At 75.7% G+C, this 26593-nt stretch carries 19 protein-coding genes, 1 tRNA gene and 1 pseudogene; 2 read left to right on the plus strand and 19 right to left on the minus strand.

Going from position 1 to position 26593, the window contains the following annotated elements:
* Positions 1 to 28: 28 nt before the first annotated feature.
* The 12 genes from OU787_RS14280 to bldG form a co-directional block, all read right to left on the minus strand.
* Positions 29 to 102, minus strand: a tRNA-Thr gene (locus OU787_RS14280).
* Between the two features lie 108 nt (positions 103 to 210).
* Positions 211 to 861, minus strand: a complete 651-nt coding sequence (gene leuE / locus OU787_RS14285) for a leucine efflux protein LeuE (RefSeq protein ID WP_268661866.1) — start codon at positions 859 to 861, stop codon at positions 211 to 213.
* A 163-nt stretch (positions 862 to 1024) separates the two neighbouring features.
* On the minus strand, positions 1025 to 2641 hold the full coding sequence (locus OU787_RS14290) for an alpha/beta hydrolase (RefSeq protein ID WP_268659539.1): 1617 nt from the start codon (positions 2639 to 2641) through the stop codon (positions 1025 to 1027).
* A 279-nt stretch (positions 2642 to 2920) separates the two neighbouring features.
* Positions 2921 to 4015, minus strand: coding sequence for a hypothetical protein (locus OU787_RS14295; RefSeq protein WP_268659540.1), 1095 nt, complete (start codon positions 4013 to 4015; stop codon positions 2921 to 2923).
* 193 nt (positions 4016 to 4208) lie between these two features.
* Positions 4209 to 5414: a DNA polymerase III subunit delta' gene (locus OU787_RS14300; protein WP_030461462.1), complete on the minus strand. Its 1206-nt coding sequence runs from the start codon at positions 5412 to 5414 to the stop codon at positions 4209 to 4211.
* 146 nt (positions 5415 to 5560) lie between these two features.
* On the minus strand, positions 5561 to 8749 hold the full coding sequence (gene tmk, locus OU787_RS14305) for a dTMP kinase (RefSeq protein WP_268659541.1): 3189 nt from the start codon (positions 8747 to 8749) through the stop codon (positions 5561 to 5563).
* Positions 8750 to 8827: 78 nt separating this feature from the next.
* Entirely contained in the window at positions 8828 to 11701 is a 2874-nt protein-coding gene (gene topA / locus OU787_RS14310) for a type I DNA topoisomerase (RefSeq protein WP_268659542.1), read from the minus strand.
* A 358-nt stretch (positions 11702 to 12059) separates the two neighbouring features.
* Positions 12060 to 12569 carry a DUF3592 domain-containing protein gene (locus OU787_RS14315; RefSeq protein ID WP_030461459.1) on the minus strand — a complete coding sequence of 170 codons (510 nt, stop codon included), beginning with the start codon at positions 12567 to 12569 and terminating at the stop codon, positions 12060 to 12062.
* A 182-nt stretch (positions 12570 to 12751) separates the two neighbouring features.
* On the minus strand, positions 12752 to 14302 hold the full coding sequence (locus OU787_RS14320; protein WP_268659543.1) for a DUF7059 domain-containing protein: 1551 nt from the start codon (positions 14300 to 14302) through the stop codon (positions 12752 to 12754).
* A gap of 80 nt (positions 14303 to 14382) precedes the next feature.
* The gene (locus OU787_RS14325) at positions 14383 to 15081 is read right to left on the minus strand and encodes a small secreted protein (RefSeq protein WP_268659544.1); all 699 of its coding nucleotides are present in this window, start codon (positions 15079 to 15081) and stop codon (positions 14383 to 14385) included.
* Between the two features lie 396 nt (positions 15082 to 15477).
* Positions 15478 to 15894 carry an ATP-binding protein gene (locus tag OU787_RS14330; protein ID WP_268659545.1) on the minus strand — a complete coding sequence of 139 codons (417 nt, stop codon included), beginning with the start codon at positions 15892 to 15894 and terminating at the stop codon, positions 15478 to 15480.
* 157 nt (positions 15895 to 16051) lie between these two features.
* Positions 16052 to 16393 (minus strand): anti-sigma factor antagonist BldG, encoded by a 342-nt coding sequence (gene bldG, locus OU787_RS14335; protein WP_014136695.1) that lies wholly within the window; start codon positions 16391 to 16393, stop codon positions 16052 to 16054.
* A gap of 222 nt (positions 16394 to 16615) precedes the next feature.
* On the opposite strand from bldG, the gene OU787_RS14340 reads away from it, so the two are divergent.
* Positions 16616 to 18967, plus strand: a complete 2352-nt coding sequence (locus OU787_RS14340) for a DEAD/DEAH box helicase (RefSeq protein ID WP_268659546.1) — start codon at positions 16616 to 16618, stop codon at positions 18965 to 18967.
* A gap of 138 nt (positions 18968 to 19105) precedes the next feature.
* On the opposite strand, the pseudogene OU787_RS14345 reads toward OU787_RS14340, so the two are convergent.
* The 7 genes and pseudogenes from OU787_RS14345 to ssd form a co-directional block, all read right to left on the minus strand.
* Positions 19106 to 19471, minus strand: a pseudogene (locus tag OU787_RS14345) (Rv3654c family TadE-like protein); the annotation flags it as partial.
* A gap of 70 nt (positions 19472 to 19541) precedes the next feature.
* A complete protein-coding gene (locus OU787_RS14350; RefSeq protein WP_268659547.1) occupies positions 19542 to 19880 on the minus strand; it encodes a TadE family type IV pilus minor pilin in 339 nt (112 codons plus the stop codon).
* A 22-nt stretch (positions 19881 to 19902) separates the two neighbouring features.
* Positions 19903 to 20154, minus strand: a complete 252-nt coding sequence (locus OU787_RS14355) for a DUF4244 domain-containing protein (RefSeq protein ID WP_030461453.1) — start codon at positions 20152 to 20154, stop codon at positions 19903 to 19905.
* A 161-nt stretch (positions 20155 to 20315) separates the two neighbouring features.
* Positions 20316 to 21080, minus strand: a complete 765-nt coding sequence (locus OU787_RS14360) for a hypothetical protein (protein WP_268659548.1) — start codon at positions 21078 to 21080, stop codon at positions 20316 to 20318.
* 68 nt (positions 21081 to 21148) lie between these two features.
* Positions 21149 to 22276: a type II secretion system F family protein gene (locus tag OU787_RS14365; RefSeq protein WP_268659549.1), complete on the minus strand. Its 1128-nt coding sequence runs from the start codon at positions 22274 to 22276 to the stop codon at positions 21149 to 21151.
* Positions 22277 to 22370: 94 nt separating this feature from the next.
* Complete coding sequence (locus OU787_RS14370; protein ID WP_442788467.1) at positions 22371 to 23702, minus strand: TadA family conjugal transfer-associated ATPase; 1332 nt, start codon at positions 23700 to 23702, stop codon at positions 22371 to 22373.
* 278 nt (positions 23703 to 23980) lie between these two features.
* Positions 23981 to 25081 carry a septum site-determining protein Ssd gene (ssd, locus tag OU787_RS14375; RefSeq protein WP_268659550.1) on the minus strand — a complete coding sequence of 367 codons (1101 nt, stop codon included), beginning with the start codon at positions 25079 to 25081 and terminating at the stop codon, positions 23981 to 23983.
* 567 nt (positions 25082 to 25648) lie between these two features.
* Here ssd and OU787_RS14380 point away from each other — a divergent pair.
* Positions 25649 to 26590 carry an HAD family hydrolase gene (locus OU787_RS14380; protein WP_268659551.1) on the plus strand — a complete coding sequence of 314 codons (942 nt, stop codon included), beginning with the start codon at positions 25649 to 25651 and terminating at the stop codon, positions 26588 to 26590.
* The last annotated feature ends 3 nt before the right edge of the window (positions 26591 to 26593 follow it).

Genomic DNA, 26593 nt, shown 5'->3' on the forward strand with positions numbered 1-26593 from the left:
GAACATCTGACCGGGCCTTCACTGTCTGAGCCGCCTATGGGATTCGAACCCATGACCTACGCATTACGAGTGCGTTGCTCTGGCCAACTGAGCTAAGGCGGCACCGCTGCCGGTGACCCGGCCCCGCGGGGGCAAGGGTCGCATCGGCAACGCGCGCCAGTCTACACAGTTTCCGGGGGTGATCCGTACGCGGCCGCCGGTGGGCGGGGGTCAGGCGGAGGCGGCGGCGAGCTTGGCGGCGAAGCCGGCGAAGAGGACGGCGACGGTGGAGGTGAGGCCGGCGGAGAGGCGCTTGCGGCGGCGGAAGGCGTTGGCGAGCGTGGTGCCGGTGAAGATCAGCAGGGAGAGGTAGAGGAAGGAGAACGCCTGGAGGATCCCGCCGAGGAGGGCGAAGGAGAGGGCGGGGGTCCGGTAGGAGGGGTCGACGAACTGGGTGAAGAAGGAGAGCAGGAAGAGAATCGCCTTGGGGTTGAACAGGCTGATCATCAGCGCCCGGCGGAACGGCCGCTCGCCGTCCTCGACGACCGCGTCCTCGGCGGGCGCCGCGGCGAGGGCCCGCTCGCGCCACATCTGGCGGGCGGCCCGCAGCATGCCGTAGCCGATCCAGAGCAGGTAGGCGGCGCCGCCGAACCTGACCACCGCGAAGACCGCGGGGTTGGCCCGGAGCAGGGAGGCCGCGCCGAGGGCGGTGAGGCTGATCAGGACGAGGTCGCCGAGGAAGACGCCGCAGGCCGCCCGGTAGCCGGTGCGGATGCCTTTGCGGGCGGCGACGGAGAGCACGTAGAGGGAGTTGGGTCCGGGCAGCAGGACGATGGCCAGGGCGCCGAGGACGTAGGTGGCCAGGTCGTGGACTCCGAGCACTGCAGTCTCCATGGGGGGCGGGCGGAGCGGACGGGGGCGGGAGCGCCGAAGGGGCTGCGCCATGGTAGCCGCCAGCCCCTTCGTACGTGGACACTCCTGACAGAGCCGACCCGGAGCCCCGACCGAACCGGCCAGAAGCCCCCGGCCCGCCCCCGCCCCCGCCTCAGTCCTTGCAGACCTTCCCGTTGGCGGGCGCCTCCCCGCCCAGCAGGTAGCCGTTGATCGCGTCGTCGATGCAGGTGTTCTGCCGCTGGTACGCGGTGTGCCCGTCGCCGTCGTAGGTGAGCAGCCGACCGGCCTCCAACTGCCCGGCCAGCGACTTCGCCCAGGCGTACGGGGTGGCCGGGTCCCGGGTGGTGCCGACGACCACGATCGGGTCGGACCCGGCGGCCCGGACGGTGTGCGGGGCGCCGGTGGCCTTGTCGGGCCAGTAGCCGCAGCCGAGCGCCATCCAGGCCATGTCGCGGCCGAAGTGCGGGGCGGCCTTCTCGAAGGCGGGGAGCGCGGCGGTGACCGCGGCCGGGTCGGCGAACGGGGCGGGCAGGTCGAGGCAGTTGACGGCCATGTTGGCGTACATCAGGTTCTCGTAGCTGCCGTCGCTGCCGCGCCCGTAGTAGCTGTCGGCGAGCTTGAGCAGCGCGCTGCCGTCGCCGGCCAGCGCGGTGGTCAGACCCTCGCGCAGGTAGGGCCAGAGCGATTCGGCGTACATCGCCTCGGCGACGCCGGTGAGCGCCTGGGCCTCGGTCAGCGGGCGGTTCTGCTCGGTCGGCAGCGGGTTGGCGTCGAGCTGCGCGAACAGCGCGTCGAGCTTCTTCCCGGCCTCCTCGGCGCTGCGGCCGACGGGGCAGTCGTCGCGCTTGGCGCAGTCCTCGGCGAACGCCGTCCAGGCGGTCTCGAAGCCGCCGGCCTGGGTGAGGTTGCCGGTGGCGGCGTCCAGCGAGGGGTCCATCGCGCCGTCCAGGACGACCTTGCCGACCTTGCCCGGGAACAGGCCCGCGTACGTCGCGCCCAGGAAGGTGCCGTACGACTTGCCGACGTAGTTGAGCTTCCGGTCGCCGACCAGCCCGCGCAGCACGTCCATGTCGCGGGCCGCCTCCACGGTGGAGACGTGGCCCAGCAGATCGCCCGCCTGGGCCCGGCAGCCGGCCGCGAACTCCTTGTCGGCGGCCACCAGCGCGGCGGTCTCGCCCGGGTCGTCGGGGGTGAGGTCGGTGGCGGTGTACGCGTCCATCCGCGGGCCGGTCAGGCAGGTGATCGGCGCGGACCGGCCGACGCCGCGCGGGTCGAAGCCCACCAGGTCGAAGCTGGAGCGCACGCCCGCGTCGTAGCGCCCGGCGATCCGCTCGGTGTAGTCGATCGCGGAGCCGCCCGGCCCGCCCGGGTTGAGCAGCAGCGAGCCGATCCGGTGCCCGGTGCCGCCGGCCGGCTTGCGGACCGCGGACAGCTGCACGTCGTGCCCGTCGCCGGGGTGCGCGTAGTCCAGCGGCACCTTGAAGGTGGTGCACTCGAACCCGGAGTCGCACGGCTTCCAGCTCAACTGCTGTGCGTAGTACGGGGCCAGGGCCGCCGGCACCTCGACCGGCAGCGGCTCCAACGGGGTCGCCCCGACGGTCGGAGCGCCGGACGCGGGGGCCCCGGACACCACGCCGTCCGTCGAACTGCCCGCGGCGCCGGACGGGGTCGGATGCCCGGAGGTGCAGCCCGCCAGCAGCGACACTGCGGCGGCCAGCACGGCGGCGGCGGCGGCGACGGCCGGCCGGCGGGTCCGGGCGACTCTCATGACGGTGGGTCCTCTCCCCTGGGGAACGGCCCGGCAGCCGGGCCGGCACCGGAGGCCGAGCCTAGCGGGCAGCGCCGCCACCCCCGGCGACTCGCCCCGACCACCACCCCGCCCGGCCGATCATCACACCGCCGATCGCACCACAGCCCCGCACCGAACGGCGCAACCCCCGCACCGGGCACCGCGATCCCCCGCACTCCCCCGCACCGAACGCCCGCTCCGGACGCCCCCACGCCGGACGCCCCACCCCGACCACCCCCACCCCGCCCCCGCCGCCCGCTACTTGGCGAGCTGCTCCGCCAGGTACTGCACCGCGACCCGCACCAGCCGCAGCCGCTCCCGCTCCGGCGTGTAGTCCTGCACCACCTCGGAAGTCCGCACCTCGGCCCGCGACTTGGCGTCCCGCAGTGCCGCCTGCACCGCCCGCCCGGACGCCACCCCGTCGGTGTCCCGCTTCGCCGCGGCCAGCAGCAGCCGCGCCCCCACCGCCCCGGGGGCCTCCGCCGCCGCCCCGGTCAGCGCCTTCGCGTCGTACCGGCCGGAGACCGCCGCGGCGGCCCCGTACAGGTCGGGACGGGCCAGCCCGGCCGCCGCCGCGCAGGGCGCGCCGCCGTCCACGCCGAGCACGCTCCAGCCCGCGGGGCCGGCCGGCAGGGTGCGGAAGGCGGCGCCGACCGCCGAACGCAGCGCCGCGTCGTCGGCGACCGCCTGCGGGGCGGCGGCCACCAGGTCGCAGGGGTGGCCGGTGCCGCCGGGCGCCTCGGGGGCGACCACCACGAACGGCCGGGCCTTGCCCTGCTGGACCGCCGACGCCACCCCGTCGAACACGTCCGGCAGGTCGGCGTCGGCGGTCCGCCCGGGCGTCCCGGAGTGCAGCACGATCACCGGGAACCGGTCCGTCGCGTTCCTCCCGTACTCGGCGGGCAGCCACACCCGCACCGTCCGCACCCGCCCGTCCGGCCCGGGCACCGCCCCCTGCATCAACTCCCCGCCCGCCGCCCGCCCCACCGCCGCGAACGCCACCGGCGAAGGCGAAGGCGAGGGCGACGCCGACGCCGAAACCGGTGCCGCCGAAACCGGCGCCGAGGCCGCCGCCCCGTCCGCACTGCCCGCGGACCGCCCCTCCTCCACCGCCGCCACCGCCTGCCGCACCCCGCCCCGCTCCCCCAGCAGCACCGCCACCCCGAGCGCACTCACGCACATCAGGCACAGCGCCGCCGCCCCCGCCCGCACCAGCGCCGGACGCGCCTCCGCCGCCAGCTCGTACGTCTGCGCGGCCCGCAGGTCCCGCCAGCGCACCATCGCCGAACGGGCCAGCCAACTGCCCGCCACCGCGGCCACCAGCAACAACAGGACGAGGAGCGAACGGGGCATGGGACGCACCACCTCGGGGAAGGACCGGCCGCCGGACGCGAGCGCGTGGTCAGTGCACAGGGTGCAAGACCACGTGCCCCCTGACCCCGGGGCGGTACGGGCGTCTCGACACGTTCACTCGAACGAGCGACGGCCGGACGACACTCCGGACGGGCGCCCCGGAGGCACCCCGGATGGTCCCGGGAACGGCCGCTCAGCCCGCCCGCAGCGCCACCGTCATCGCCTCCACCGCCAGCAGCGGGTCCACGTTCCGGTCCAGCGCGCGGCGGCAGGCCAGCACCGCCTCGATCCGGCGCAGCGTGTTCTCCGCCGCGCCCGCCCCCGCGACCCGCTGCAGGGCCGGCCGCTGGTCCTCGTTCGCCAGCTCGCCGCCCGCGCCGAACTGCAGGGCCAGCACGTCCCGGTAGAAGCCCAGCAGGTCGCCCAGCGCCACGTTCAGCGTCTCGCGGCGGGTCCGGGTGGCCCGGCTCTTCTGCCGCTTCTCCAGCTCCTTCACCGCCCCGGCCATGCCGCGCGGCGCCCGGCTGCCCTCCGCCGCGCCGTACGCGGCCCGCAGGTCCTCGGTCTCCCGGGCGTCCTGGGTCTCGGCCAGCGCCTCGGCGTCCGCCTTCGCGGTGTCCACCAGCCGCTGCGCGGCCGCCAGGCAGCCGCCCAGATCGGCCACCTCCAGCGGGATCCGCAGCACCTCGGCCCGCCGCGAACGGGCCTGCTCGTCCACCGCGAGCCGCCGCGCCCGGTCGATGTCGCCCTGCCCGGCCAGCGCCGCGATCCGGGCCGCCGCCGGCTCCACGCCGTCCCGCCGCACCAGCATGTCGGCGACCGCCTCCGCGGCGGGCGTCCGCAGCACCAGCAGCCGGCAGCGCGAGCGGATCGTCGGCAGGACGTCCTGCACGGACGGCGCACACAGCAGCCACACCGTCCGCGGCGAGGGCTCCTCGACGCCCTTCAGCAGCGCGTTCGCGGCCGCCTCGGTCAGCCGGTGCGCGGCGTCCACCAGGATCACCGACCAGCGGCCGCCGGTCGGGTAGCTCGCGGCCCGCAGCACCAGGTCGCGCATGTCGCCGACGCCGATCGACAGACCGTCCGTCCGCACCTGCTTCACGTCCGCGTGGCTGCCCGACAGCACCGTGTGGCACCCGTCGCAGAACCCGCAGCCCGGCACCCCGCCCAGCTCCAGGTCCGGGCTGGTGCACTGCAGCGCCGCCGCGAACGCCCGCGCTGCCGTCACCTGCCCGGCGCCCGGCGGGCCGGTGAACAGCCAGGCGTGCGTCATCAACGAGGCGTTGCCCGCCGCGGCCCCGCCGCGGCCCGCCAGCACGCTCGCCCGGGCCGCCCGAGCCGCCGCCTGCAGCTGCTCGACCACCCGGTCCTGCCCGACCAGGTCGTCCCACACACTCACGCCGCGCTCCTCCTCGCCGATCCCGCCCCGCCGAGCCTAACCCCGGCCCAGGACACACCCGGCGCAGGCCGCCGACGCCCACCACGGGCAGGACCGTCCCCCGTCCCCCGCCCGCCGCGAGGTCGAACGGCGCCCCGCCCGGACGGCTAGTCCTTGCGGCGCCGCCAGCCGCCCTTCTTGGGCTGCTGCTCCTCCTCCGGCCCGGCCTCGGGCTCCGCCGCCTCCCAGCGCGCCCACTCCTCGCGGGAGCCGAGCAGGCTGTCCGTCAGGCTGGGCAGGTCGTCGAGCGGGGTCTCCTCCGCCCACTCCGGCCGGGGCCGCAGCTCCCGGGTCTGCGCAGAGTCGGGCTCGTCCCGGAACAGCCCCTCGGGCACCCGCCGGGCGGGGTCCGCCACCGGCAGCACCGCCGTCTCCTCGACGTCCCCGACCTTCGGCAGCACCGCGGTCTCGTCCACAGCCGGCTTCCCCGAACCCGAACCAGCGCTGGCGTCCGAGTCCCCCGAACCCGGCTTCCCCGCCCCGGGCTTGGGCAGCTCCCGCGTGCTCTCCGAGTCGGCGTCGACCTTCGGCAGCACCGCCGTCTCGTCCACCTTCGGCAGCACCGCCGTCTCATCCGCAGCCGGGGCCGCAGCCGGGGCCGGAGCCTCCGCCGCCAGCGCCGCGGCCGCCTCCGCCTCGGCGGCCCGCCGCGCGGCCTCCGCCCGCTGCAGCGCCTCCTCGGCGCGCCGCCGCTGCTCCTCCCGCTGCAGCTCGCGCTGCCGGGCGAACTCGGCCCGGGCGGCCTCCTCGGCCGCCGCCTTGCGCGCGGCCTCAGCCGCAGCTTCGGCCCGCGCCGCCTCCTCGGCCCGCCGCACGGCGTCCTCCTCGGCGCGCCGGGCGGCCTCCGCCTCGGCGGCGATCCGGGCGGCTTCGGCAGCCTTGCGGGCGGCCTCGGCCTCGGCCCGGGCGGCTTCCTCGGCGGCGAGCCGGTCCTTCTCGGCCTGCTCGGCGCGCAGCTGCTCCAGCAGTTCGAGGCGCTTGCGCTCGGCTTCCTCGGCGGCCTTGCGGGCGGCCTCGGCCTCGGCGGCGCGCCGGGCGGCTTCCTCGCGGGCCTTGCGCTCCTGCTCCGCCTTGGCGGCCTTCTCCTGGTCGGAGAGCGGCAGTTCGCGGTCGAGCCGGTGCCGGATCGCGGTGGTGACGTTGGCGGCGGGCTGGGTGCCGTCGACGACCAGGTAGCGGGCCGGGTCGGCGGCGGCGAGCGCCAGGAAGCCGGAGCGGACCCGCTGGTGGAACTCGGTGGGCTCGGACTCCAGCCGGTCCAGCGCCTCGGTGAAGCGGTCCCGGGCGGCGGTCGGGTCGACGTCCAGGACGACGGTCAGGTCGGGAACCAGCCCGCCGGTGGCCCAGCGGGAGATCCGGGCGACCTCGGTGGCGGCCAGGTCGCGGCCGGCGCCCTGGTAGGCGATGGAGGAGTCCATGTACCGGTCGGTGAGGACGACCGCGCCGCGCTCCAGCGCCGGGCGGATGACGTTCTCGACGTGCTCGGCCCGGTCGGCGGCGTAGATCAGCGCCTCGGCGCGGTGCGACAGGCCGGTGTTGCCGACGTCCAGGACGAGGGCGCGCAGCCGCTGCCCGATCGGGGAGCCGCCGGGCTCGCGGGTGAGGACGACCTCGTGGCCCTTGGCCCGGATCCACTCGGCCAGCGCCTGCGCCTGGGTGGACTTGCCGGCCCCGTCGCCGCCCTCCAGGGCGATGAAGTAGCCCTTCCCGGCGGCCCGGTGCGGGGCGACCTCGGCCTGTCCGCGGACGGCCTGGGCCAGCTCGCGGCCGAACGGGACGACGCCGCGCTGGTCGTCGGTCTTGAGCAGCACGACGGCGGCCAGCACCAGGGTGAGCAGCCCGGCGGTGGAGACGGCGAGCGCCGCGCCGTCGTGGATGAAGGTGAAGTGGCCGCGGCCGACCTCGCCGAGGGCGACCTGCCCGTACGCGGCGGCCAGCAGCGGCATGCCGATCAGCGCGGCGCCGACCACGGCCCGCAGCACGGCGTACAGGTGCTCGGTGACCTTGCCGAGCCGGATCTCCTCGATCTCCTGGGCGAGCAGCCCGCGCCCGGTGGCGATGACCACGCCGGCGGCCAGTCCGGCCAGCACGGTGAACAGCAGCACCAGGACGAAGTCGAGGACCAGCCCGGCCAGGATCAGCGCCACCCCGGCGGTGACCAGGCCGAGCGCGAGCAGCCGGCGGCGGGACAGGCCGGGCAGGGTGGCCCGGCTGAGCCGGATGCCGACCGCGGGGGCGCCGGCCGCGGCCAGCACCAGCAGGCCGTAGCCGATCGGCCCGGCCAGGTGCTCCCCCGCGGTGAGCAGGCCGAGCGCGGCGACGCCGGCCATCGCGGCGTACGAGGCGGCGATCGAGAAGGTGAAGTACGGGGCGGAGCCGGTGCGGCCCTTCTTCAGGGACGGGCCGAAGGAGGGGCGACGCGGAGCGTCTCCGGCAAGGGTGGTGGTGGGCGACGGGAGGGCATCGGTCGGCGCGCGCAGACCCTGCAGCGGGGAGCGCGGCGCGGCGGTGGCCCCGGCCGGCAGCTCCTGGAGGTACAGCAGCGCGGCGTTGACGGCGAACAGCACGGCGGCACCGAGCGCGGCGACGGCGAGCTGGTGCGCCCGCAGCCACCCCAGGCCGACCGCGGCGAGCACGTTGCTGAGCAGGGTGAGGACGATCAGCCCGCCGGCGGCCAGCGGCAGCGCGGCCCAGCCGGTGCGCAGGTCGAGGGTGCGGACGGCGTCCAGCGCGGCGGCGGACGGCGGTCCGGGCTGTTCGGGGACGGCCAGCAGGCCGGGAACGGCGGCGGCCTTGCCGATCGTCCAGATCCGTTCGGCGGCGCCGGCCAGGAAGGCGGTGCCGAGCAGCAGCCAGATCGCCGAGCCGGGCGTCCAGACGGTCCACCAGGGGGCGAGTCCGATCAGCAGGGCGCGGACCAGGTCGGCGCCGAGCAGGCTCCAGCGCCGGTCGAGCTTGCCGCCGACCAGGGCGTGCACGGGGCCGAGCAGCGCGGCGCCGAACAGGCCGGTGGCCAGCAGCCGGGCCGCGAACACCGCGGCGACGGCGAGCGGGAGCGCCCGGTAGCCGTGCCCGAGCTGGCCGCCGAGGGCGGCGGCCGCCACGGTGAGCGGCACCAGCACCAGGACGGTCAGCCGGTCGGCGGCACCGCCGAGCAGCTGGGTGGTCCACAGTTTCCGGTAGGGCCGCAGCCTCAGCAGCGCACGGGCCCGTTCGCCGGGTGTCCCGGCGGGGGCGACCTCCGGGAGGCCGGGGGCGGCGGTGCGCGCGGTGGGGGGCAGCTCCTCGCTCGTCATACGGTCAGCGTAGCGAGTGCGGGGCCCCGGTCTTAACGGGCCTGCCCGGATTCGAACAGGCCCGTTACGGAGTGTCCGTCAGCTCTCCTCGGAACCGCCGTCGGCGGTACCGGCCTCCTTGGCCGCGGTGGCCCTGGCGGCGGTCTTCTTCACCGTCGCGGCCTTCTTCGCCACCGTCTTCTTCGCGGTGGCCTTCTTCGCCGTGGTGGTCTTCTTGGCGGCGGCCGTCTTGGTGGCCGTGGCCTTCTTCGCCGGGGCCTTCTTGGCCGTCTTCTTCACCGGCCCGCGGGCGCGCTTCTCGGCAAGCAGCTCGAACGCCCGCTCGGGGGTGATGGTCTCGACCTCGTCGTCCTTGCGGAGCGTCGCGTTGGTCTCCCCGTCGGTGACGTACGGGCCGAACCGGCCGTCCTTGACCACCACCGGCTTCTCGCTGACCGGGTCGTTGCCCAGCTCCTTCAGCGGCGGCGCGGCGGCGGCCCGGCCCCGGGCCTTCGGCTGGGCGTAGATCGCCAGCGCCTCGTCCAGGGTGATGGACAGCAGCTGGTCCTCGCTGGTGAGCGAGCGCGAGTCGGTGCCCCGCTTCAGGTACGGGCCGTAGCGGCCGTTCTGCGCGGTGATCTCGTTGCCCTCGGCGTCGGTGCCGACGACGCGCGGCAGCGAGAGCAGCTTGAGCGCGTCCTCCAGCGTGACGGTGTCCAGGTCCATGGACTTGAACAGCGAGGCGGTGCGCGGCTTGACGGCGTTCTTGCCGGTCTTCGGGGTGCCCTCGGGCAGCACCTCGGTGACGTACGGGCCGAACCGGCCGCCCTTGGCGACCAGCGGGTTGCCGCTGACCGGGTCGGTGCCGAGCTCGCGCTCGCCGCTGGGCTTGTTGAACAGCTCCTCGGCGAGTTCGACGGTCAGCTCGTCCGGCGGCATCTCCTCGGGGACGTCGGCCCGCTGGCCGGGCTCGCCCTCGACGGCGGAGGGGCGCTCCACGTACGGGCCGTAGCGGCCGACCCGGAGCACGATGCCGTCGCCGACCGGGAAGGAGCTGATCTCGCGGGCGTCGATCGCGCCGAGGTCGGTGACGAGCTCCTTCAGGCCGCCGAGGTGGTCGCCGTCGCCGTTCCCGGCGTCCGCGGCCCCGCCGACCGCCGCCCCGTTCGACTCGCCCTCGCCGAAGTAGAAGCGCTTGAGCCACGGCACGGACTCGGCCTGGCCGGCCGCGATCCGGTCGAGGTCGTCCTCCATCCTCGCGGTGAAGTCGTAGTCGACCAGCCGGCCGAAGTGCTTCTCCAGCAGGTTGACCACCGCGAAGGACAGGAAGGACGGCACCAGGGCGGTGCCCTTCTTGAACACGTACTTGCGGTTGATGATCGTGTCGATGATCGAGGCGTAGGTGGACGGGCGGCCGATCTCCCGGTCCTCCAGCTCCTTGACCAGCGAGGCCTCGGTGTACCGGGCCGGCGGCTTGGTGGCGTGGCCCTCGGGGGTGAGCTTCTCGGCGGCCAGCGGGTCGCCCTCGGCGACCTGCGGCAGCCGGCGCTCGCGGTCGTCCAGCTCGGCGTTCGGGTCGTCGGCGCCCTCGACGTAGGCCTTCAGGAAGCCGTGGAAGGTGATGATCTTGCCGGAGGCGGAGAACTCGGCGTCCCGCCCGTCCGCGGACCGGCCGCCGACCTTCACGGTGACCGACTGGCCGACCGCGTCCTTCATCTGGGAGGCGACGGTGCGCATCCAGATCAGCTCGTACAGCCGGAAGTCGTCACCGCTCAGCCCGGTCTCGGCGGGCGTCCGGAAGCGGTCCCCGGACGGGCGGATCGCCTCGTGCGCCTCCTGCGCGTTCTTCACCTTGGAGGCGTAGGTGCGCGGCGCGGACGGCAGGTAGTCGGCCCCGTACAGCTGGGTGACCTGCGCGCGGGCCGCGGTGACCGCGGTCTCCGACAGCGTGGTCGAGTCGGTGCGCATGTAGGTGATGAAGCCGTTCTCGTACAGCTTCTGCGCCACCTGCATGGTCCGCTTCGCGCCGAAGCCCAGCTTGCGGCTGGCCTCCTGCTGCAGCGTGGTGGTGCGGAACGGCGCGTACGGGGAGCGGCGGTACGGCTTGGACTCGACGCTGCGGACGCTGAACGCGGTCTGCTGCAGCGCGGCGGCCAGCGCGCGGGCGGCCTGCTCGTCCAGGTGCAGGGTGGTCGCGGCGCTCTTCAGCCGCCCGTCCGGGCCGAAGTCGCGGCCGGTGGCGACCCGCTTGCCGTCGACCGAGACCAGCCGGGCCCCGAAGGACTCCGGGTTGGCCGCGTCGGCGGCCGTGCGGCCGGTGCCGAAGGTGCCGACCAGGTCCCAGTACGAGGCCGAGGTGAAGGCGATCCGCTCGCGCTCGCGCTCGACCACCAGGCGGGTCGCGACGGACTGGACGCGGCCCGCCGAGAGCTTCGGCATGACCTTCTTCCACAGCACGGGGGAGACCTCGTAGCCGTAGAGGCGGTCCAGGATGCGGCGGGTCTCCTGGGCGTCGACCAGGCGCTTGTTCAGGTGGCGCGGGTTGCGCACGGCCTCCTGGATGGCGTCCTTGGTGATCTCGTGGAAGACCATCCGGTGCACCGGCACCTTGGGCTTCAGCACTTCCTGCAGGTGCCACGCGATGGCCTCGCCCTCGCGGTCCTCATCGGTGGCGAGGAAGAGTTCGTCGGACTCCTTCAGCAGCGACTTCAACTTGCTGACCTGGGACTTCTTGTCCGGGTTCACCACGTAGATCGGTGCGAAGTCGTGGTCCACGTCGACGCCGAGGCGGCGCACCTCGCCGGTGTACTCGTCCGGGACCTCGGCGGCCGTGCCGGGCAGGTCGCGGATGTGACCGACACTGGCCTCGACGATGTAGCCGGGCCCGAGGTAGCCCTTGATCGTCTTGGCCTTGGCCGGCGACTCGACGATGACGAGTCGCTTGCCGTGCGCGGTCTCGCTGCTCGGGGACACCTTCGCTCTTCTCTCCCGGTCGTTTACCAAAGCTCCTGGGCGTCACAACGCGACGGCCCCACCAGCGGAGTGTGACCGTACCCCGGCCACTCTTGTCAAACGGACGGAACCCGCTTTTTCACCGGCAAGGCCGACCGACGCCACTCGAACGGTAACCCGATGGCAGGCCCCGGGGCATGTCTTTCCCCGCCAACCACGCCCTCCGCCCCGTCCCGACCGGCCCGTGGACGAACGGCCGGGGCCCGCTCGGGAGCCGCCCGTCCCGCCCGTCACCGGCCGTCCGGAAGAACCCGCTCCGTGACCGCGAGGGGGTGCGGCACCGCCTTGACCGGGGCGTTCGCGGACCGGCCCGGGGGCGTCAGCGCAGCGCCACGGCCAGCAGCGTCAGCCCGCCGGCCAGCGCGGACGTGCCGAGCAGCGCCCAGAACAGGTCGGCCGGCAGCGAGGGCAGTTCCTCGTGGGCGGCCAGCACCACCCGGTCCGGGCGGCGCGGGTCGTAGGCGACCTGGACGGCCGCGCCCGGAGCCAGCCGGACCGGCCGCCGCAGCGGCGTGCTGCCCCGCGGCCGGGCCAGCACCAGGTGGTGCGACTCGTCGTCCGGCACGGAGACCGGGCGCAGTTCGTGAACGGTACCGGACCCGGCACCGGTGTCGGCCCGGCCGCCGGACAGCTCCACCGGGTACGAGAGCAGCGGGCTGCTGTCCATCGCGCCGGCCGCGTCGGGGTCGGCGACCACCTGCGCGGTGGCGGGCACGCCACGCCGGCGCAGGTGGTGGCGAAGACGCAGTTCCACGGCGCACCACAGCAGCAGCGCGCTCCCGAAGACCGTCAGGACCGCCCCGCCCACCAGCGTCGTCGGCGTCTCCACCCCGGTCCTCCCCCGCGCTTCCACAGCCTGTGGACAGCACCATGGCACCCGGTGGACAACCGGCGGCGGACGCCCGGAGTACGCCGGGCCACGCCCGGGGAACGACGAGGTGAACGTCCCCGGGATCCACTCGGCGCACCAGCTCGACGCACGGGCTCAGCGCACCGGCTCGACGCACCGGCTCAGCGCACCGGCTCGACGAACCCCTGCTCGGTGAGCAGCCGCAGCGACTCGGGCACCCGCTCGCGCAGCGCCGCCCGGTCCTCGCCGAGCAGTTGGGCGATCGCGTCGACGATCTCCCCGGCCGCGAGGGTGCCGTCGCAGACGCCGACGAAGCCCGCGCCGACCGTGTCCACCTTGGTGGCCCGCCGCATGCCCCGGTTGTGCCGGAGCACCACGTGCTCCGGGTCCTCCGAGCCCGGGTCGCCGATCTGCTCCTGGACCACCTCGTCGGCGAGCAGGTAGCGGGCGGCCAGCAGCCCGGCGTCGTCGTGGGCGCGCAGGAAGTCCTGCCGGGCGAACCACTCCTCGATGTGCGGGCCGAGCGGCTGCTCGACCGGGTGCGGCCACTCCTCGATCCGCACCACGGGCTCGGCCGCGCCGGAGGCCCGCAGGGTGATCCAGCCGAAGCCGATGCCCTCGACGCCGGCCGCCTCGAAGCCGTCCAGCCACTCCTCGTACCGGGCGGTGTACTCCTCGCCGCGGTGGTCGCCGCCGTCGCGCAGCCACAGCTCGGCGTACTGGGCGACGTCCTGCACCTCGCGCTGCACCACCCAGGCGTCCAGGCCGGTGCCGGCCACCCAGCCGGCCAGCCGGTCGTGCCAGTCCTCGCCCCTGACGTGCTGCCAGTTCGCCAGCAGCTGGCAGTAGCCGCCGGGCGCCAGGTGGGCGGCCGCGCCGCGGACCACGCTGCGGCACAGCTCGTCGCCGGCCATCCCGCCGTCCCGGTAGGTGAACCGGCCGGCCGGGGAGATCACGAACGGCGGGTTGGAGACGATCAGGTCGAAGCGCCGGTCGCCGACCGGCTCGTACAGGCTGCCCTCGGCCGTCTCCACCTGGTCGAAGCCGGAGAGCGCGGCGGTCAGCCGGGTGAAGTGCAGGGCCCGCGGGTTGAGGTCGGTGGCGGTGACCCGCTGGGCGTGCCGGGCCGCGTGCAGGGCCTGCACGCCGGAGCCGGAGCCCAGGTCCAGCACCTCGCGCACCGGCCGGCGCACCGTCAGGTTGGCCAGCGTGGTGGACGCCCCGCCGACCCCGAGCACCAGGTCGCGCCGCTCGACCCCGGCGGCCGTCCGGCCCGAGCCGATCCCGCCCGCGCCGCCGACCGCGCAGCCCAGGTCGGACACCACCCAGGCGTCGGCGCTGGGCAGCCCGGCGACCTCGTCGGCGTACGGCCGCACGTCCACGGTGGCGCGCAGCTCGTCGCCGTCGGCGGTCAGCCAGCCGTCGGCCAGCAGGGCGTCGACCGGCAGGGCGTCGACCGGCAGCGCGGCGGCGGCCGCGGCCCGGGGCACGGCCCGTTGCAGCAGGAACAGCCGCACCAGCGTCTCCAGCGGCGACCCGCCCCGGGTCGCCCGCAGCGCCGGAACGGCCTCGCTGCGGGCCAGCGCCGCGTACGCGGTCGGGCCCAGCAGGTCCAGCAGTCCGTCGGCGGTGAAGGAGGCCTTCAGCAGCGCCTCGCGGAACTCCGCCGACCGGTCGGCGTCAAGTACGGGAAGTACGGGGCTGTTCGTCACCCCGCCATTCTCCCCCGTCCCGCACCCCGGCCGCCCCGCCCGCAGGCACGCGGTGCGGGGCGACGTGGACCGACGGGGCGTCAGCTCTTGGCGGGCGAGGGCGAACCGGAGTCGGTGGCGGCCCCGGACGGGCTGCCGGAGGCGGCCGGGTCGGCGGAGGCGCCGGGGCTCCCGGTGCCGGCTCCGCCCGTCGCGCCCGCCCCGTCGGTCGCACCGGCCGACGGGCTCGCGGAGGCCGCACCCGTTCCGGCGGTGCCGGCCTTGCAGCCGGGCTGCTTCTTCATCGCCTCGCCCAGGCCGCCGCTCTGCAGGGCGGCCAGCGCGGAGGTGGACACCTGGGAGAGCTGCTGCACCTGGTCGCCGACGCTGCGCAGCCCGTCCGCGAACTTGGCCTGATCCGCGCTGGCCAGCCCGTCGAGCTTCTTCTGCGCGTCCAGGTAGCCCTGCGCGACCTGCTTCAGCTCGTTGACGGCGTCCTGCTGGACCTTCGCCCCGTTGTCGATCTTCGGCGCCCCGGCCTTCTGGACCGCGTCGGCCAGCTGCTGGTTGGTGGTGGCGAGCGAGGCGAGGTCGGCCGAGAGCCGCTTCTGCAGGTCGACGGGGGCCTCGCCGTCCTTGACGTTCGCGGTGTCCGCGAGGGCCGTCCTGGACTGCGCGACCGGGTCCTTCGCGGCGTCGCAGACACTCTTCGCCCAGCCGTCGAGTTTCGCCGACGAGTCGTCGGCGGAGCAGCCGACCGCGGCCAGCGCGAACAGCACGCCGAGCACGGGAACGGTCACCAGTCGCTTCTTCACCGGGGCCCTTTCGGTCACTGACGCCCGGCTCCGGGCATCGCCAGCGAACCTACACGCCCGCCCGAACCGCCCCGGCGGGAAGGCCGCGGCCCACGGCATCCGCCCAGCTCAACGCCCCGAGGACGCCTTGTCCGCCCACCACACCTGCCGACCCCCGGCCCTCCGGACACGACGAAGCACCGCCTCGCCCAACCTGCCGAGACGGTGCGACTCACAGCTCTGCTGGGGTACCGGAGCGGCTCGTCCGACCGACCCGGCGCACGTGCCCCGGCCCGACCAGACCCACCCGACCTGACCGGCTTGGTCGGTCCGGCCGGCCAGACCGACCTGCCCGTTGGCCTGCCGGCCTGCCCGTCGGCCCGCCCGGCCTGGCCCGGTCGATCAGACCGAGACGGACACCGGGGAGACCGGCCAGCTCATCCGGATCACGCCGCCGTCGGAGCCATTGCCGACTTCGACGTCCTCGACCAGGCCGGTGATCACCGCGAGGCCGAGCGCGTCCTCGTCCTCCGGGTCCCCGCCCTCGGCGGCACCGGCGGCGTGCGCCGGCCCGGCCTCGTCGGCGACCTCGATGAGGAACCGCTTCTCCTGCTCGGTGAGTGCCACCCGGACCGCGCCGCCCGCGCCGTTGCGCTGGTGCAGCGCCACGGCGCGCGAGCAGGCCTCACCGACGGCGAGGCGCAACTCGTCGAGCACCGACTCGTCCACCCCCGCGCGTCTGGCCACCGCGGCGGCCACCAGCCGGGCGGTGCGCACGTGCTCGGGAAGCGCGCTGAATCGAAGTTCGACGGTTGCCATGTCTCCCCTCCGGGGTTGCTCCCCGCCGCCGGGCACACCGGCCCGCACGGCGGAGGCGGGGACACCGACCACGCCGGCCGGGCAGGACGCTGGGCCCGGCCGACCGGCGGCGGTCGATCGAAGTGATTCGGTTGGAACAGCAGACCGGCGGGAGCCGTCAGTCGGTCGCGGCGACGGCCTCGTCCACCGAGTTGTGGATCGGGAACACCTTGGTCAGACCGGTGATCCGGAAGATCTTCAGGATGCGCTCCTGGTTGCACACCAGGCGCAGCGAACCCTCGTGCGCACGCACCCGCTTCAGGCCACCCACCAGCACGCCGAGGCCGGTGGAGTCGAGGAAGTCGACGCCCTCCATGTCCACGACCAAGTGGTAGTTGCCGTCGTTGACGAGCTCGACAAGCTGCTCGCGCAACTTGGGGGCGGTGTACACATCGATCTCGCCGCCAACCTCGACGACCGTGCGATCGCCGACAGTACGGGTCGACAGGGACAGGTCCACGGAACCTCCAGCACCTTGCCTTGCTATGTCATTGCGATCTTCAGCCCGGCGGCTGCCACCGCAGGGTCGCAGGGCCGGGGCGCGGCGAACCGGCAGGTCGGAGCCTCGGCGTTGCGGCCCTCGGCCGTGCGGCCGTCACGGGCTTCATTCAACCACCTGCGACCATGGCCGCACGATGGTTAACAGCGATTCTCCGTCACGCCGGTGACACACTGGGTCTTCATGCCGCCCCGTCACCACCAGCCCGAGGCCCTGCTCACCGCCCTTTCCACCGAGCGCGGCAGGTCGGAGCGCCTCACCCATACGGAGCACCTGCCCGCCCGCGAGGCCCGGTATGCGCCTTGGCCGGAAGGAATCCGTCAGGAGGTCGTCGCGGCGGCCTCCGGGCTCGGCGTGGTGCTGCCCTGGGCGCACCAGGCGGAGGCGATGGACCTGGCCGCCGCCGGGCGGACCACGGTGATCGCCACCGGCACCGCCTCGGGCAAGTCGCTGGGCTACCTGGCCCCGCTGCTGAGCGACCTGCTGACCGGCACCGAGGCCCGCAACGGGCGGGGCGCGACCGCGCTGTACCTGGCCCCGACCAAGGCGCTGGCCGCCGACCAGCGCCGGCGCGCCGCCGAACTCGTCCCCGACCGCGTCCGGGTCGCGCTGTACGACGGCGACACCCCGCCGCAGGAACGCGAGTGGGTCCGCCAGTACGCGTCCTACGTGCTGACCAATCCCGACATGCTGCACCGCGGCATCCTCCCCGCCCACCCGCGCTGGTCCTCCTTCCTGAAGTCGCTGCGGTACGTGGTGGTCGACGAGTGCCACACCTACCGCGGCGTGTTCGGCTCGCACGTCGCCCAGGTGCTGCGCCGGCTGCGGCGGCTGTGCGCCCGCTACGGCTCCGAGCCGACCTTCCTGCTGGCCTCCGCGACCACCGCCGAACCGGCCGTCACCGCCGAGCGGCTCACCGGCCTGCCCGCCACCGCCGTGACCGAGGACTCCTCGCCGCGCGGCCCGCTGGTGTTCGCGCTCTGGGAGCCGCCGCTGACCGAGAACACCGGTGAGCACGGCGCGCCCGTCCGCCGCAGCGCCACCGCCGAGGCCGGCTACCTGCTCACCGACCTGGTGCACGGCGGCACCCGGACGGTGGCCTTCGTCCGCTCCCGGCGGGCCGCCGAACTGGTCGCGCTGCAGGCCCAGGAGCAGCTCGGCCAGCCGCTCGCCGCCCGGGTCGCCGCCTACCGCGGCGGCTACCTGGCCGAGGAGCGCCGCGCCCTGGAGCGCGACCTGCACACCGGCCGACTGCTCGGCCTCGCCTCCACCTCCGCCCTCGAACTCGGCGTGGACGTCTCCGGCCTGGACGCCGTCCTGCTGGCCGGCTACCCCGGCACCCGGGCCTCGCTGTGGCAGCAGGCCGGGCGGGCGGGCCGGGAGGGCCAGGGCGCGCTGGCGGTGCTGATCGCCCGGGACGACCCGCTGGACACCTACCTGGTCCACCACCCCGAAGCGCTGTTCGCCACCCCGGTGGAGGCCACCGTCCTCGACCCGGACAACCCGCACGTCCTGGCCCCGCACCTGTGCGCCGCCGCGGCCGAACTCCCGCTCACCGACGCCGACCTGGAGCTGTTCGGCCCGTCCACCGCGCCGCTGCTGCCGGTGCTGGAGCGGCGCGGCCTGCTGCGGCGGCGCTCGGACGGCTCCTGGTACTGGACCCGCCGCGAGCGCGCCGCCGACGGCGTCGACCTGCGCGGCAGCGGCGGCAGCCCCGTGCAGATCGTCGAGGCCGACACCGGACGGCTGCTGGGCACGGTGGACGCCGAGGCCGCGCACACCACCGTGCACACCGGGGCCGTCCACCTGCACCAGGGCCGCACCTACCTGGTCCGCGAGTTCGACCTGGAGTCCTCGGTGGCCCTGGTCTCCCCCGCGAACCCGCCGTACACCACCTCCGCCCGGGACGTCACCTCCATCTCGATCCTGTCCACCGACACCATCGAGGAGTGGGGCGAGGCCCGGCTCGGCTACGGCTCGGTGGAGGTCACCAACCAGGTCGTCGGCTACCTGCGCAAGCGGATCTCCACCGGGGAGGTCCTCGGCGAGAGCAAGCTCGACCTGCCGCCCCGCACGCTGCGCACCCGCGCCGTCTGGTGGACCGTCACCGAGGACCAACTCCTGGACGCACTCGTCCCGTTCGACCAGCTCCCCGGCGCGGCCCACGCCGCCGAGCACGCCTCCATCGGTCTCCTCCCGCTGTTCGCCACCTGCGACCGCTGGGACATCGGCGGCGTCTCGGTGCCCCTGCACCCCGACACCGGCCTGCCGACCGTCTTCGTGTACGACGGCCACTCCGGCGGCGCGGGCTTCGCCGAGCGCGGTTTCCGGCGCGCCGTGGAGTGGCTGACCGCCACCCGGGACGCCATCGCCGCCTGCGAGTGCGAGCGCGGCTGCCCGTCGTGCGTGCAGTCCCCGAAGTGCGGCAACGGCAACGAGCCGCTCGACAAGGCTGCCGCGATCCGCCTGCTCACCACCCTGCTGGCCGGCGCCCCGGCCACAGCCGCCGGGGAAGAGCCGACCAGGTCCGGCTGACCGGCCACTGCCGCGCACGCCCGCCACGACGACGGCCTCCGGGCCCGGCTCCGGCCGGGGCGGCTCCCGCCCGCCGTGCCCGCCGGTGAGCGCGACCGCGGCGGTCTCGTCTCCCCAGGCCCAGACCGGACCCGCCCGGGCGCGGGCCCGGGCCGGGGGCAGCGGCACCGGAACACCGTGGATCGGCACCTGGGCGACCACCTCCACCGCGTCCTGGCCCGGGAGCACCCGGCAGGAGACCAGCTCGGCCCGTTCCTGGGCCCTGGTCAGTTCCTCGGCCCGCCCGCAGCCGCCGTCCTCGTCGAGCAGCAGCCGGTCGGCGGCGGCCAAGGCGGCGAGATCGGCCGCCGACTCGGCGCGGTGGCGGGCGGCCACCACCGTGCCCAGCATCAGACAGACCGAGAACACCACCACCCCGAGCGACCCGAGGGCCACCAGCCACACCGTCGCCGAACCGCGGTCGCCCGCCGTTCCCGACGGCACACCGCTCCCCCGCACCCGCACGGCACCACCTCCCTTCCCGACTTCCGGCCGGTCCGCACAACCGTCCGCACGGCCGTCCTCGTGTTCGTTCTCATTCGCCGTCGACCAGCACGTCCTCCCGGGCGCCCACCGCCGTGGCCGTGAGCCGGACCGACAGCAGTGCGGCGAGGCGGCCCGGCCCCGGGCAGGGGGCCTCGACGGTGGCCCGGGCGGTGGTGGCGCCCAGGTCGATGGCGACCTTCGCTCCGCGCGGGGCCGCGGCGGTGGCCTGGGCCAGCGCATCGGCGTCGCCCCGGGCGGCGGCCCGGGCCCCGACCCGGGCCGCGTCCACGCAGCGGATCTGGGCCCCCGCCGCCACCACGCCCCAGGTGAGCATCGCCGCCAGCAGCACCAGGGCGGGCAGCCCGACCGCGGTCTCCGCCGTGACCATCCCGCTGTCCGCCGGTCGCCGGTCAGACCGCATGCAGGGCCCGGTCGAGGATCTCGGACAGCGCCCCGGAGACCGTGCCGCTGGTCACCACCTTGTAGAGCACGGCGGCGAAGGCACAGGCCGCAACGGTGCCGATCGCGTACTCCGCCGTGCTCATCCCGGCGTCCGGCGGCCCGTCCGCCACCTTCCGGTAGCGCCGACGGAGCCAGCCGCCGAACCTGCGGACGGCGAGCAGCACGGTGGTCGGCCGAGCAGCGCCGGTGAACTTCTTCATGGTGAAATCCCTTCTCCAGGAGTGGAATCGGCCCGCTCCTGAGGTCTGAGTGGTTGGACCGGTCGAAGTCGATCGGAAAGGCTTCGCGCCGGTGAACGGTGCTGCTCACAGGCGCTGGGAGAAGGCGGCGGTCAGTCCCGTGACCACCGGCACCACCCCGATCAGCACGAACGCGGGCAGGAAGCAGAGCCCGAGCGGTGCGGTCGCCAGCACGCCCGCCCGCCGGACCCTCGCGTGCGCCGCCCGGGCGGCGGCCGCGCGGTGGGACTGGGCCAGCCCGGCCAGCGCCGCGGCGGCGGGGTGCCGCTGAGGCTGGTGCGGGCCAGACAGCGGGCGAGTGGCGCCAACGGCGGGCATTCGGCGGCCAGTTGCTCCCAGCAGTGTTCCGGGCCGGCGCCGAGGGAGAGCTGGGCAGCGACTGCGGACAGGCGCTCCCGCATCAGCGTCGGCACGCTGTCCGCGACGGCGGCGGCCGCCGCGGCCGGGGAGCCGTTCGACCCGAGGCAGGCCGCCAACAGCTCAGCGGTCAAAGGGAGCTGACGGACCAGCCAGTCCTGCTCCGCCGCCCGCCGCCGCTCGTCCGGCGCCCGCACCCGGGGCAGCAGCCGCCAGGCCGCCCCGCCCGCCAGCACACCGACCGCCGGCCCCGCCCAGCCGCCGACCAGCGCCCAGGCCGACACTCCCAGCAGCACCGCCAGCGGCCGATCGCCCGACAGCCGCCCGAGTCCGCGCCGCCAAGCCGCCGCCGTCCGAGCGCGCCGCCCGCCCCGCACCGCGGAGCCCGCCACCGCCGGAACGCACCGCACGACCCGCCGCCGGACCACCCGCCGCCCCGCCGCCGCCAACGCCTCCCCGGCCAGCCCCGCGCCCACCGTCAGCCCCAACACCGCCAGCACGTCCACCTCGCCTCCTTTGCTCTCCGACACCCGCTGCACCTGCCCGAGTTCTCCCTTCGCCGCCCGGCAGCCCGAGACCGGTGCGCCATCCGCGCCCCTCACCACCGCCCCGCCCGCCCCGACTGATTCGCCGTCAGCGGCCGCAAGGGCGCTGGCCGGAGGTCGCCCCGCCTCCGGGAGATCCCGCAGCCGGTAGCGGCCCGGCGGGGGCGGGACGGGGCGTCCTCGGCGGCGCGGACGATCCGGGCGGTCCAGAGGAGCCCGGCCGTCTCCAGGGCCGCCCCGGCCAGCAGGCCGAGCAGGCCCACGGGCGTGTGCAGCAGGATGCGGACGGGGTGCGCCCCGAGTGCCGCGCCCAGGCCGAGGCCGACGGCGGGCAGGGCCGCGAGCACCGCCATCGTGGTGCGCGGGCCCGCGAGTTCGCCCGCGATCTCCTCGGTGAGGGCCCGTTCGGCCCGCAGCGCGTCCGCGACCTGTTCCAGCCCGGCCGCCAGCCCGCTGCCGCTCTCGGTGCTGACCTGCCAGCAGGCCGCCATGGCCGCCGCGCCCGCCCCGCCCGGCAGTTCGGCCACCAGACGGAGCGCCGCGGGCAGGTCGGCCCCGTAGCGGCCCGCCGCCAGCCGGGCCGCGGGTTCGGCGCCGAGGCGACGGCCCCAGTCGGGGGCGGCCCGGGCGAGGACGGCGTGCATGGCCTGCTCGGGGGTGGCGCCGCTGCGCAGTTCGGCCGCCAGGCCGGCGGACAGGTCGATCACCGCCGTGGCCCGCCGCCGCGCTTCCCGGGCCGTGGCCCGCCCCGCCCGCCAGCGCCGGAGCGGGACCACCCCGCAGGCCGCTGCGGCCACCGGGAGCACCGAGGAGGTGCTGTGCCCGACCGCCGCCCCGAGCGGGAGCAGCAGCAGTTCGGGCACCAGCCAGCGCGGTCCCCGGCGCCGCCACAGCGCCCGGGCCCGACCGAACCGGCCCTGCGGCCCGCCGTCGCCCCGCTGCCCGTGCAGCACCCGCCGTGCCCGGCCGCCGCCGCGTGCACGGCGGCGCACCGCGCCCAGCCAGGCCGCCCCTAGCAACCCACCGGCCGATCCCGCGACCACCCCGAGCAGGGTCGCCGCCCGGGCCGCACCGCCGGGACGGAGCAGCCCTGGCAGGGCCCCGGGAAATCCGGGCTCCCCCATCAGCGCAGCCGACACGGTCGACACGGTCGACATGGCCGCCACGGCCGTCGCCGCCATCACAGCCTCCTGACCGCGGAGCGCAGCAGGCGCCACGCCACCGCCCCGATCACGCACAGCACGAGCACCCAGGCGAACTCCAGCCCGCTCACCGTCATGTCGCCTCCTCCATCGGTTCGGTGGCGGCCGCCACCGGGTCCGTCCCGGCGCCCCCGGCCGTCTCCGGGTGCGGCGGCAGGTCGAGGCCGCGTTCGGCGCACAGCTCCCGCAGCCGGGCCCAGCCGGGGCCGGGGCGGGCCCGGCCGTCGCGGTCGAAGTGGACGGCGGCGACGGTGCCGGTCAGGCCGTCGGACTCGCCGACCAGCAGGTGCAGCCCGGTGACCCGGCGGCGGCCGTCGGCGCGGTCCCGGCCGAGGTGGACGACCGCGTCCAGGCCGGCCCGGAGCTGGCTGTGCAGGGAGTCCCGGTCGAGGCCGGCCAGCGAGCCGAGGGCCTCCAGCCGGGCGGGCACGTCGGCGGCGGTGTTGGCGTGAACAGTGCCGCAGCCGCCTTCGTGGCCGGTGTTCAGGGCCGCCAGCAGGTCGACCACTTCGGCGCCGCGGACCTCGCCGACCACCAGCCGGTCCGGCCGCATCCGCAGCGCCTGCCGGACCAGGTCGCGCAGGGTGAGCTCGCCCAGCGACTCCTGGTTGGGCGGGCGGGACTGCAGCCGGACCACGTGCGGGTGGTCCGGGCGCAGCTCGGCGGAGTCCTCGGCGATCACGAGGCGTTCGTTGCCGGGGACGAGGCCGAGCAGGGCGGCCAGCAGGGTGGTCTTGCCGGTGCCGGTGCCGCCGGAGATCAGCAGCGAGAGCCGGGCCCGCAGGACGGCGGCGAGCAGGTCGACCCCGGACGGGGGCAGGGCCCCGGCGGCGACCAGTTCGGCGAGGGTGAAGGGCTCGCTGCGGCTGGTGCGCAGCGAGATGTGGGTGCAGTCGGCGGCGATCGGTGGGAGGACGGCGTGGAGCCGGGTGCCGTCGGGCAGCCTGGCGTCCACCCAGGGGCGGGCGTCGTCGAGGCGGCGTCCGGCGGCGGTGGCCAGCCGGTGGGCCAGTCGGCGGACGGCGTCGGTGTTCGGGAAGCGCACCTGGGGGGCGCGTTCCAGGCCGCGGCCGCGGTCCACCCAGATCTGGTCGGGGCCGTTGACCAGGACGTCGGTGACGCCGTTCTCGGCCAGCAGCGGGTCGAGCGGGCCGGCGCCGACGATCTCGGCGCGCAGGTTGCGCACCGCGTTCAGCACGTCGGCCCCGCCGAGCGGGGGCCCGGCGGCGCGCAGCGCGGCGGCGACCGACCCGGCGGTGGGCGGGGCGCCCGCCTCGGCGAGCCGGATCCGAACGGCGTCCACCAGTTCGGCGGCCCCGTCCGGGACCGGCCGTGCGGCGGGGGCGGTCGGCGGCCCGTCGTCCGGCGGGGCGGCGGGCGGCTTCCGGTGCACCAGGTAGCGCACCGGCGGGGCCTGCCGCCGGTCGGGGGCGGGCGCACCGTCCCCGACCGGGGGACGTCCTCCGCGGGCCCTGGCGGGGTGCTGGAGAGGCGCCGGGGGCGCGGTACGGCGATCCGGCGGTGGGCGCGGGCGATCGGCCGCCGGACGGCCCGCCGATCGCCCTGGTCCCCGTCCGTGGCCAGGACGTCCGCGGCGCGGTCGTCCGCGGTGCGGAAGTCGGTGGTGTGATCGTCGGCGGTGCGGTGGTCGACGGCGGGCAGGCGGTTGGTCATGGTCGCTCCTCAGGCCGCCACGACGGGCGGCATCGCTTCGGTCAGGAATCGCCCGCAGAAGCGGGCGAGCGGCCCGCGCTCCCGCAGGCCGGGCGGGGTGCCGCGTTCGACGTCCAGGGCGAGGCCGGGCTCGGGGACGAGCTCCCCGGCGAGGCGCAGGCGCAGGCCGCGGGCGACGTCGGCGGCGGTGAGGCCGGACGGGCCGGGGGTGCGGACGACGGCCCGCAGGTCGGTGAGCCGTATCCGGACGGCCGCGGCGACCCGGTCGGCGGCCGTCAGGGCGCGCAGTTCGGCGGGGACCACCAGCAGCCCGGTGTCGGTCTGTTCGAGGGCCTGGGCGGCCGCCGCGTCGAGCTGTCTGGGCAGGTCGAGGACGACCAGTCCGCCGCGTCTGCGGGCGGCCGCCAGGACGCTGTGCATGGCCTCGGCGGGGATGGCTAGGGTGTCGGACCTGTCCCAGGACAGGGCGCTGAGCCGGTGCGGCTCGGGCAGGGCCTTGGCCAGTTCGGCGCCGCTGATCCGGCCGCGGGAGGCCGCCAGGTCGGGCCAGCGCAGCCCGCCGGTCTGTTCGGCGCCGAGCAGCACGTCGAGCCCGCCGCCGAGCGGGTCGCCGTCGATCAGCATGGTGCGGTGCCCGGCCCGGGCGGCGCAGACCGCGAGGGCGCAGGCCAGCGTGGAGGCGCCGGCGCCGCCGCGCCCGCCGAGCACGGCGACGGTGAGCGCGGGTGGTCCGACGCCCTCGGTGGCGTCGGCGATCCGGTCGAGCAGCCAGGACTGCGCGTCCGGCAGGAAGAGCACGTGCTCGGCGCCGAGCCGGACGGCGCGGACCCAGATCTCGCCGTCGTCGAGGTCGAGGCCGAGCAGCAGGACGCCGGGCCGGCGGGCCAGGCCGGCGCACTGGTCGGCGAGGTCGTCGCCGACCAGCACCAGCGGGGCGTCCTCCCACAGCCGGACGGGCGGTGGGGCGCCGCTGAGCAGCCGTGGTTCGGCCCCGGCGGCGGCGCACAGGCGGGCGAGCTGTTCGGCGAGCGCGGCGTCGCCGGTGAGGATCAGCGGCCCGGGCGGGGGCTCGGGCGCGGTGGCGTGCGGGTCGGTGACGGACGCGGACATGGGTGCCTCCCGTGGCGCGGGGTCGGTCTGACGGTGCGTCGGACGCGGGTGGCCCGGTCGGGCTCCGCGGGGGCGGCGCGGACACCACGGTGAAGGACGGCGCGGAATGCGTCAGCCGACTTCCGATTGCCTGTGGATAACCCGCCCCTGTGGATAACCGAGGTCACTCGGACGGGGGCTAAAGCAGTTCGGAATTGACGCATCGGGTATACCGATATGACACTCGGACAACTACGCAGAGTGACAAAAACTTGGGGTGCGAAGAACTCTCGACAGCGACTCCCGAGCCGCTGGAGCACCCCCCGAAACCACCGGCACCACCGCTCCCTGCAGGCTCAACTGCCAAGGGAAATGGGCCCGGACATGCGACGACCCCCGCCGGGGGGAGAGCGGGGGTCGTCTATCCACGGCCCGACTCGGGGGGGAGGAGCCGGACCGGGTTAGCACGGTCGCGCGAACGATCCGTGACTTCCATGGTGTACCCGACCGGCCAGAAACACAAACCCGCACGCCCGCGGGTCCACCGAATGGCCCTCCCTTTTGCCCGCCCCTCTATCCTCGGTTCCCGTGGACACCACCGAGAACGCCGACGAGAACGCCGACTTCGCCGACCGCGGTGCCGATGCCGGGCCCGGCGCGGACAGCGGGGGCGCCGCCGGGGCCGGAACCGCGGCCGGCCACCGGGCGGCCCGGGGCGGCCACGACGCGCCCCGCACCGCCGCCTTCTTCGACCTCGACAAGACGATCATCGCCAAGTCCAGCGCGCTCGCGTTCAGCCGCCCCTTCTACCAGGGCGGCCTGATCAACCGCCGCTCGGTGGTCAAGAGCGCCTACACCCAGTTCATCTTCCTGGTCGGCGGCGCGGACCACGACCAGATGGAGAAGATGCGGGCCTACCTGTCCGCACTCACCCGCGGCTGGAACGTCCAGCAGGTCCGGGAGATCGTCGCGGAGACCCTGCACGGCATGATCGACCCGCTCATCTACGACGAGGCGGCCTCGCTGATCGAGCAGCACCACGCGGCCGGGCGGGACGTGGTGATCGTCAGCAGCTCGGGCTCCGAGGTGGTCGAGCCGATCGGCCAACTGCTGGGCGCGGACCACGTGATCGCCACCCGGCTGCACGTCGAGGACGGGCGCTACACCGGCGAGATCGAGTACTACGCGTACGCCGAGAACAAGGCCGCGGCGATCCGGGAGCTGGCCGAGCGGGAGGGCTACGACCTCGCCAACTGCTACGCGTACAGCGACTCGTCGACCGACCTGCCGATGCTGGAGGCGGTCGGCCACCCGGCCGCGGTGAACCCGGACCGGGCGCTGCGCAAGGAGGCGACCGCCCGCGAGTGGCCGGTGCTGGTGTTCAGCCGGCCGGTCGAACTGACGCGCAGGCTCCCGGAGTTCCACGCGCCGAGCCGTTCGGTGGTGGCCGCGGTGGCGATCGGCGCGGCGGTGCTGACGGCCGGGGTGCTCTGGTACAGCGCGCGGCGGCGGCGCCCGGCGGCGGCCTGAGCT

This window comes from Kitasatospora sp. YST-16, assembly GCF_026802215.1.
Taxonomy (GTDB): domain Bacteria; phylum Actinomycetota; class Actinomycetes; order Streptomycetales; family Streptomycetaceae; genus Kitasatospora; species Kitasatospora cineracea.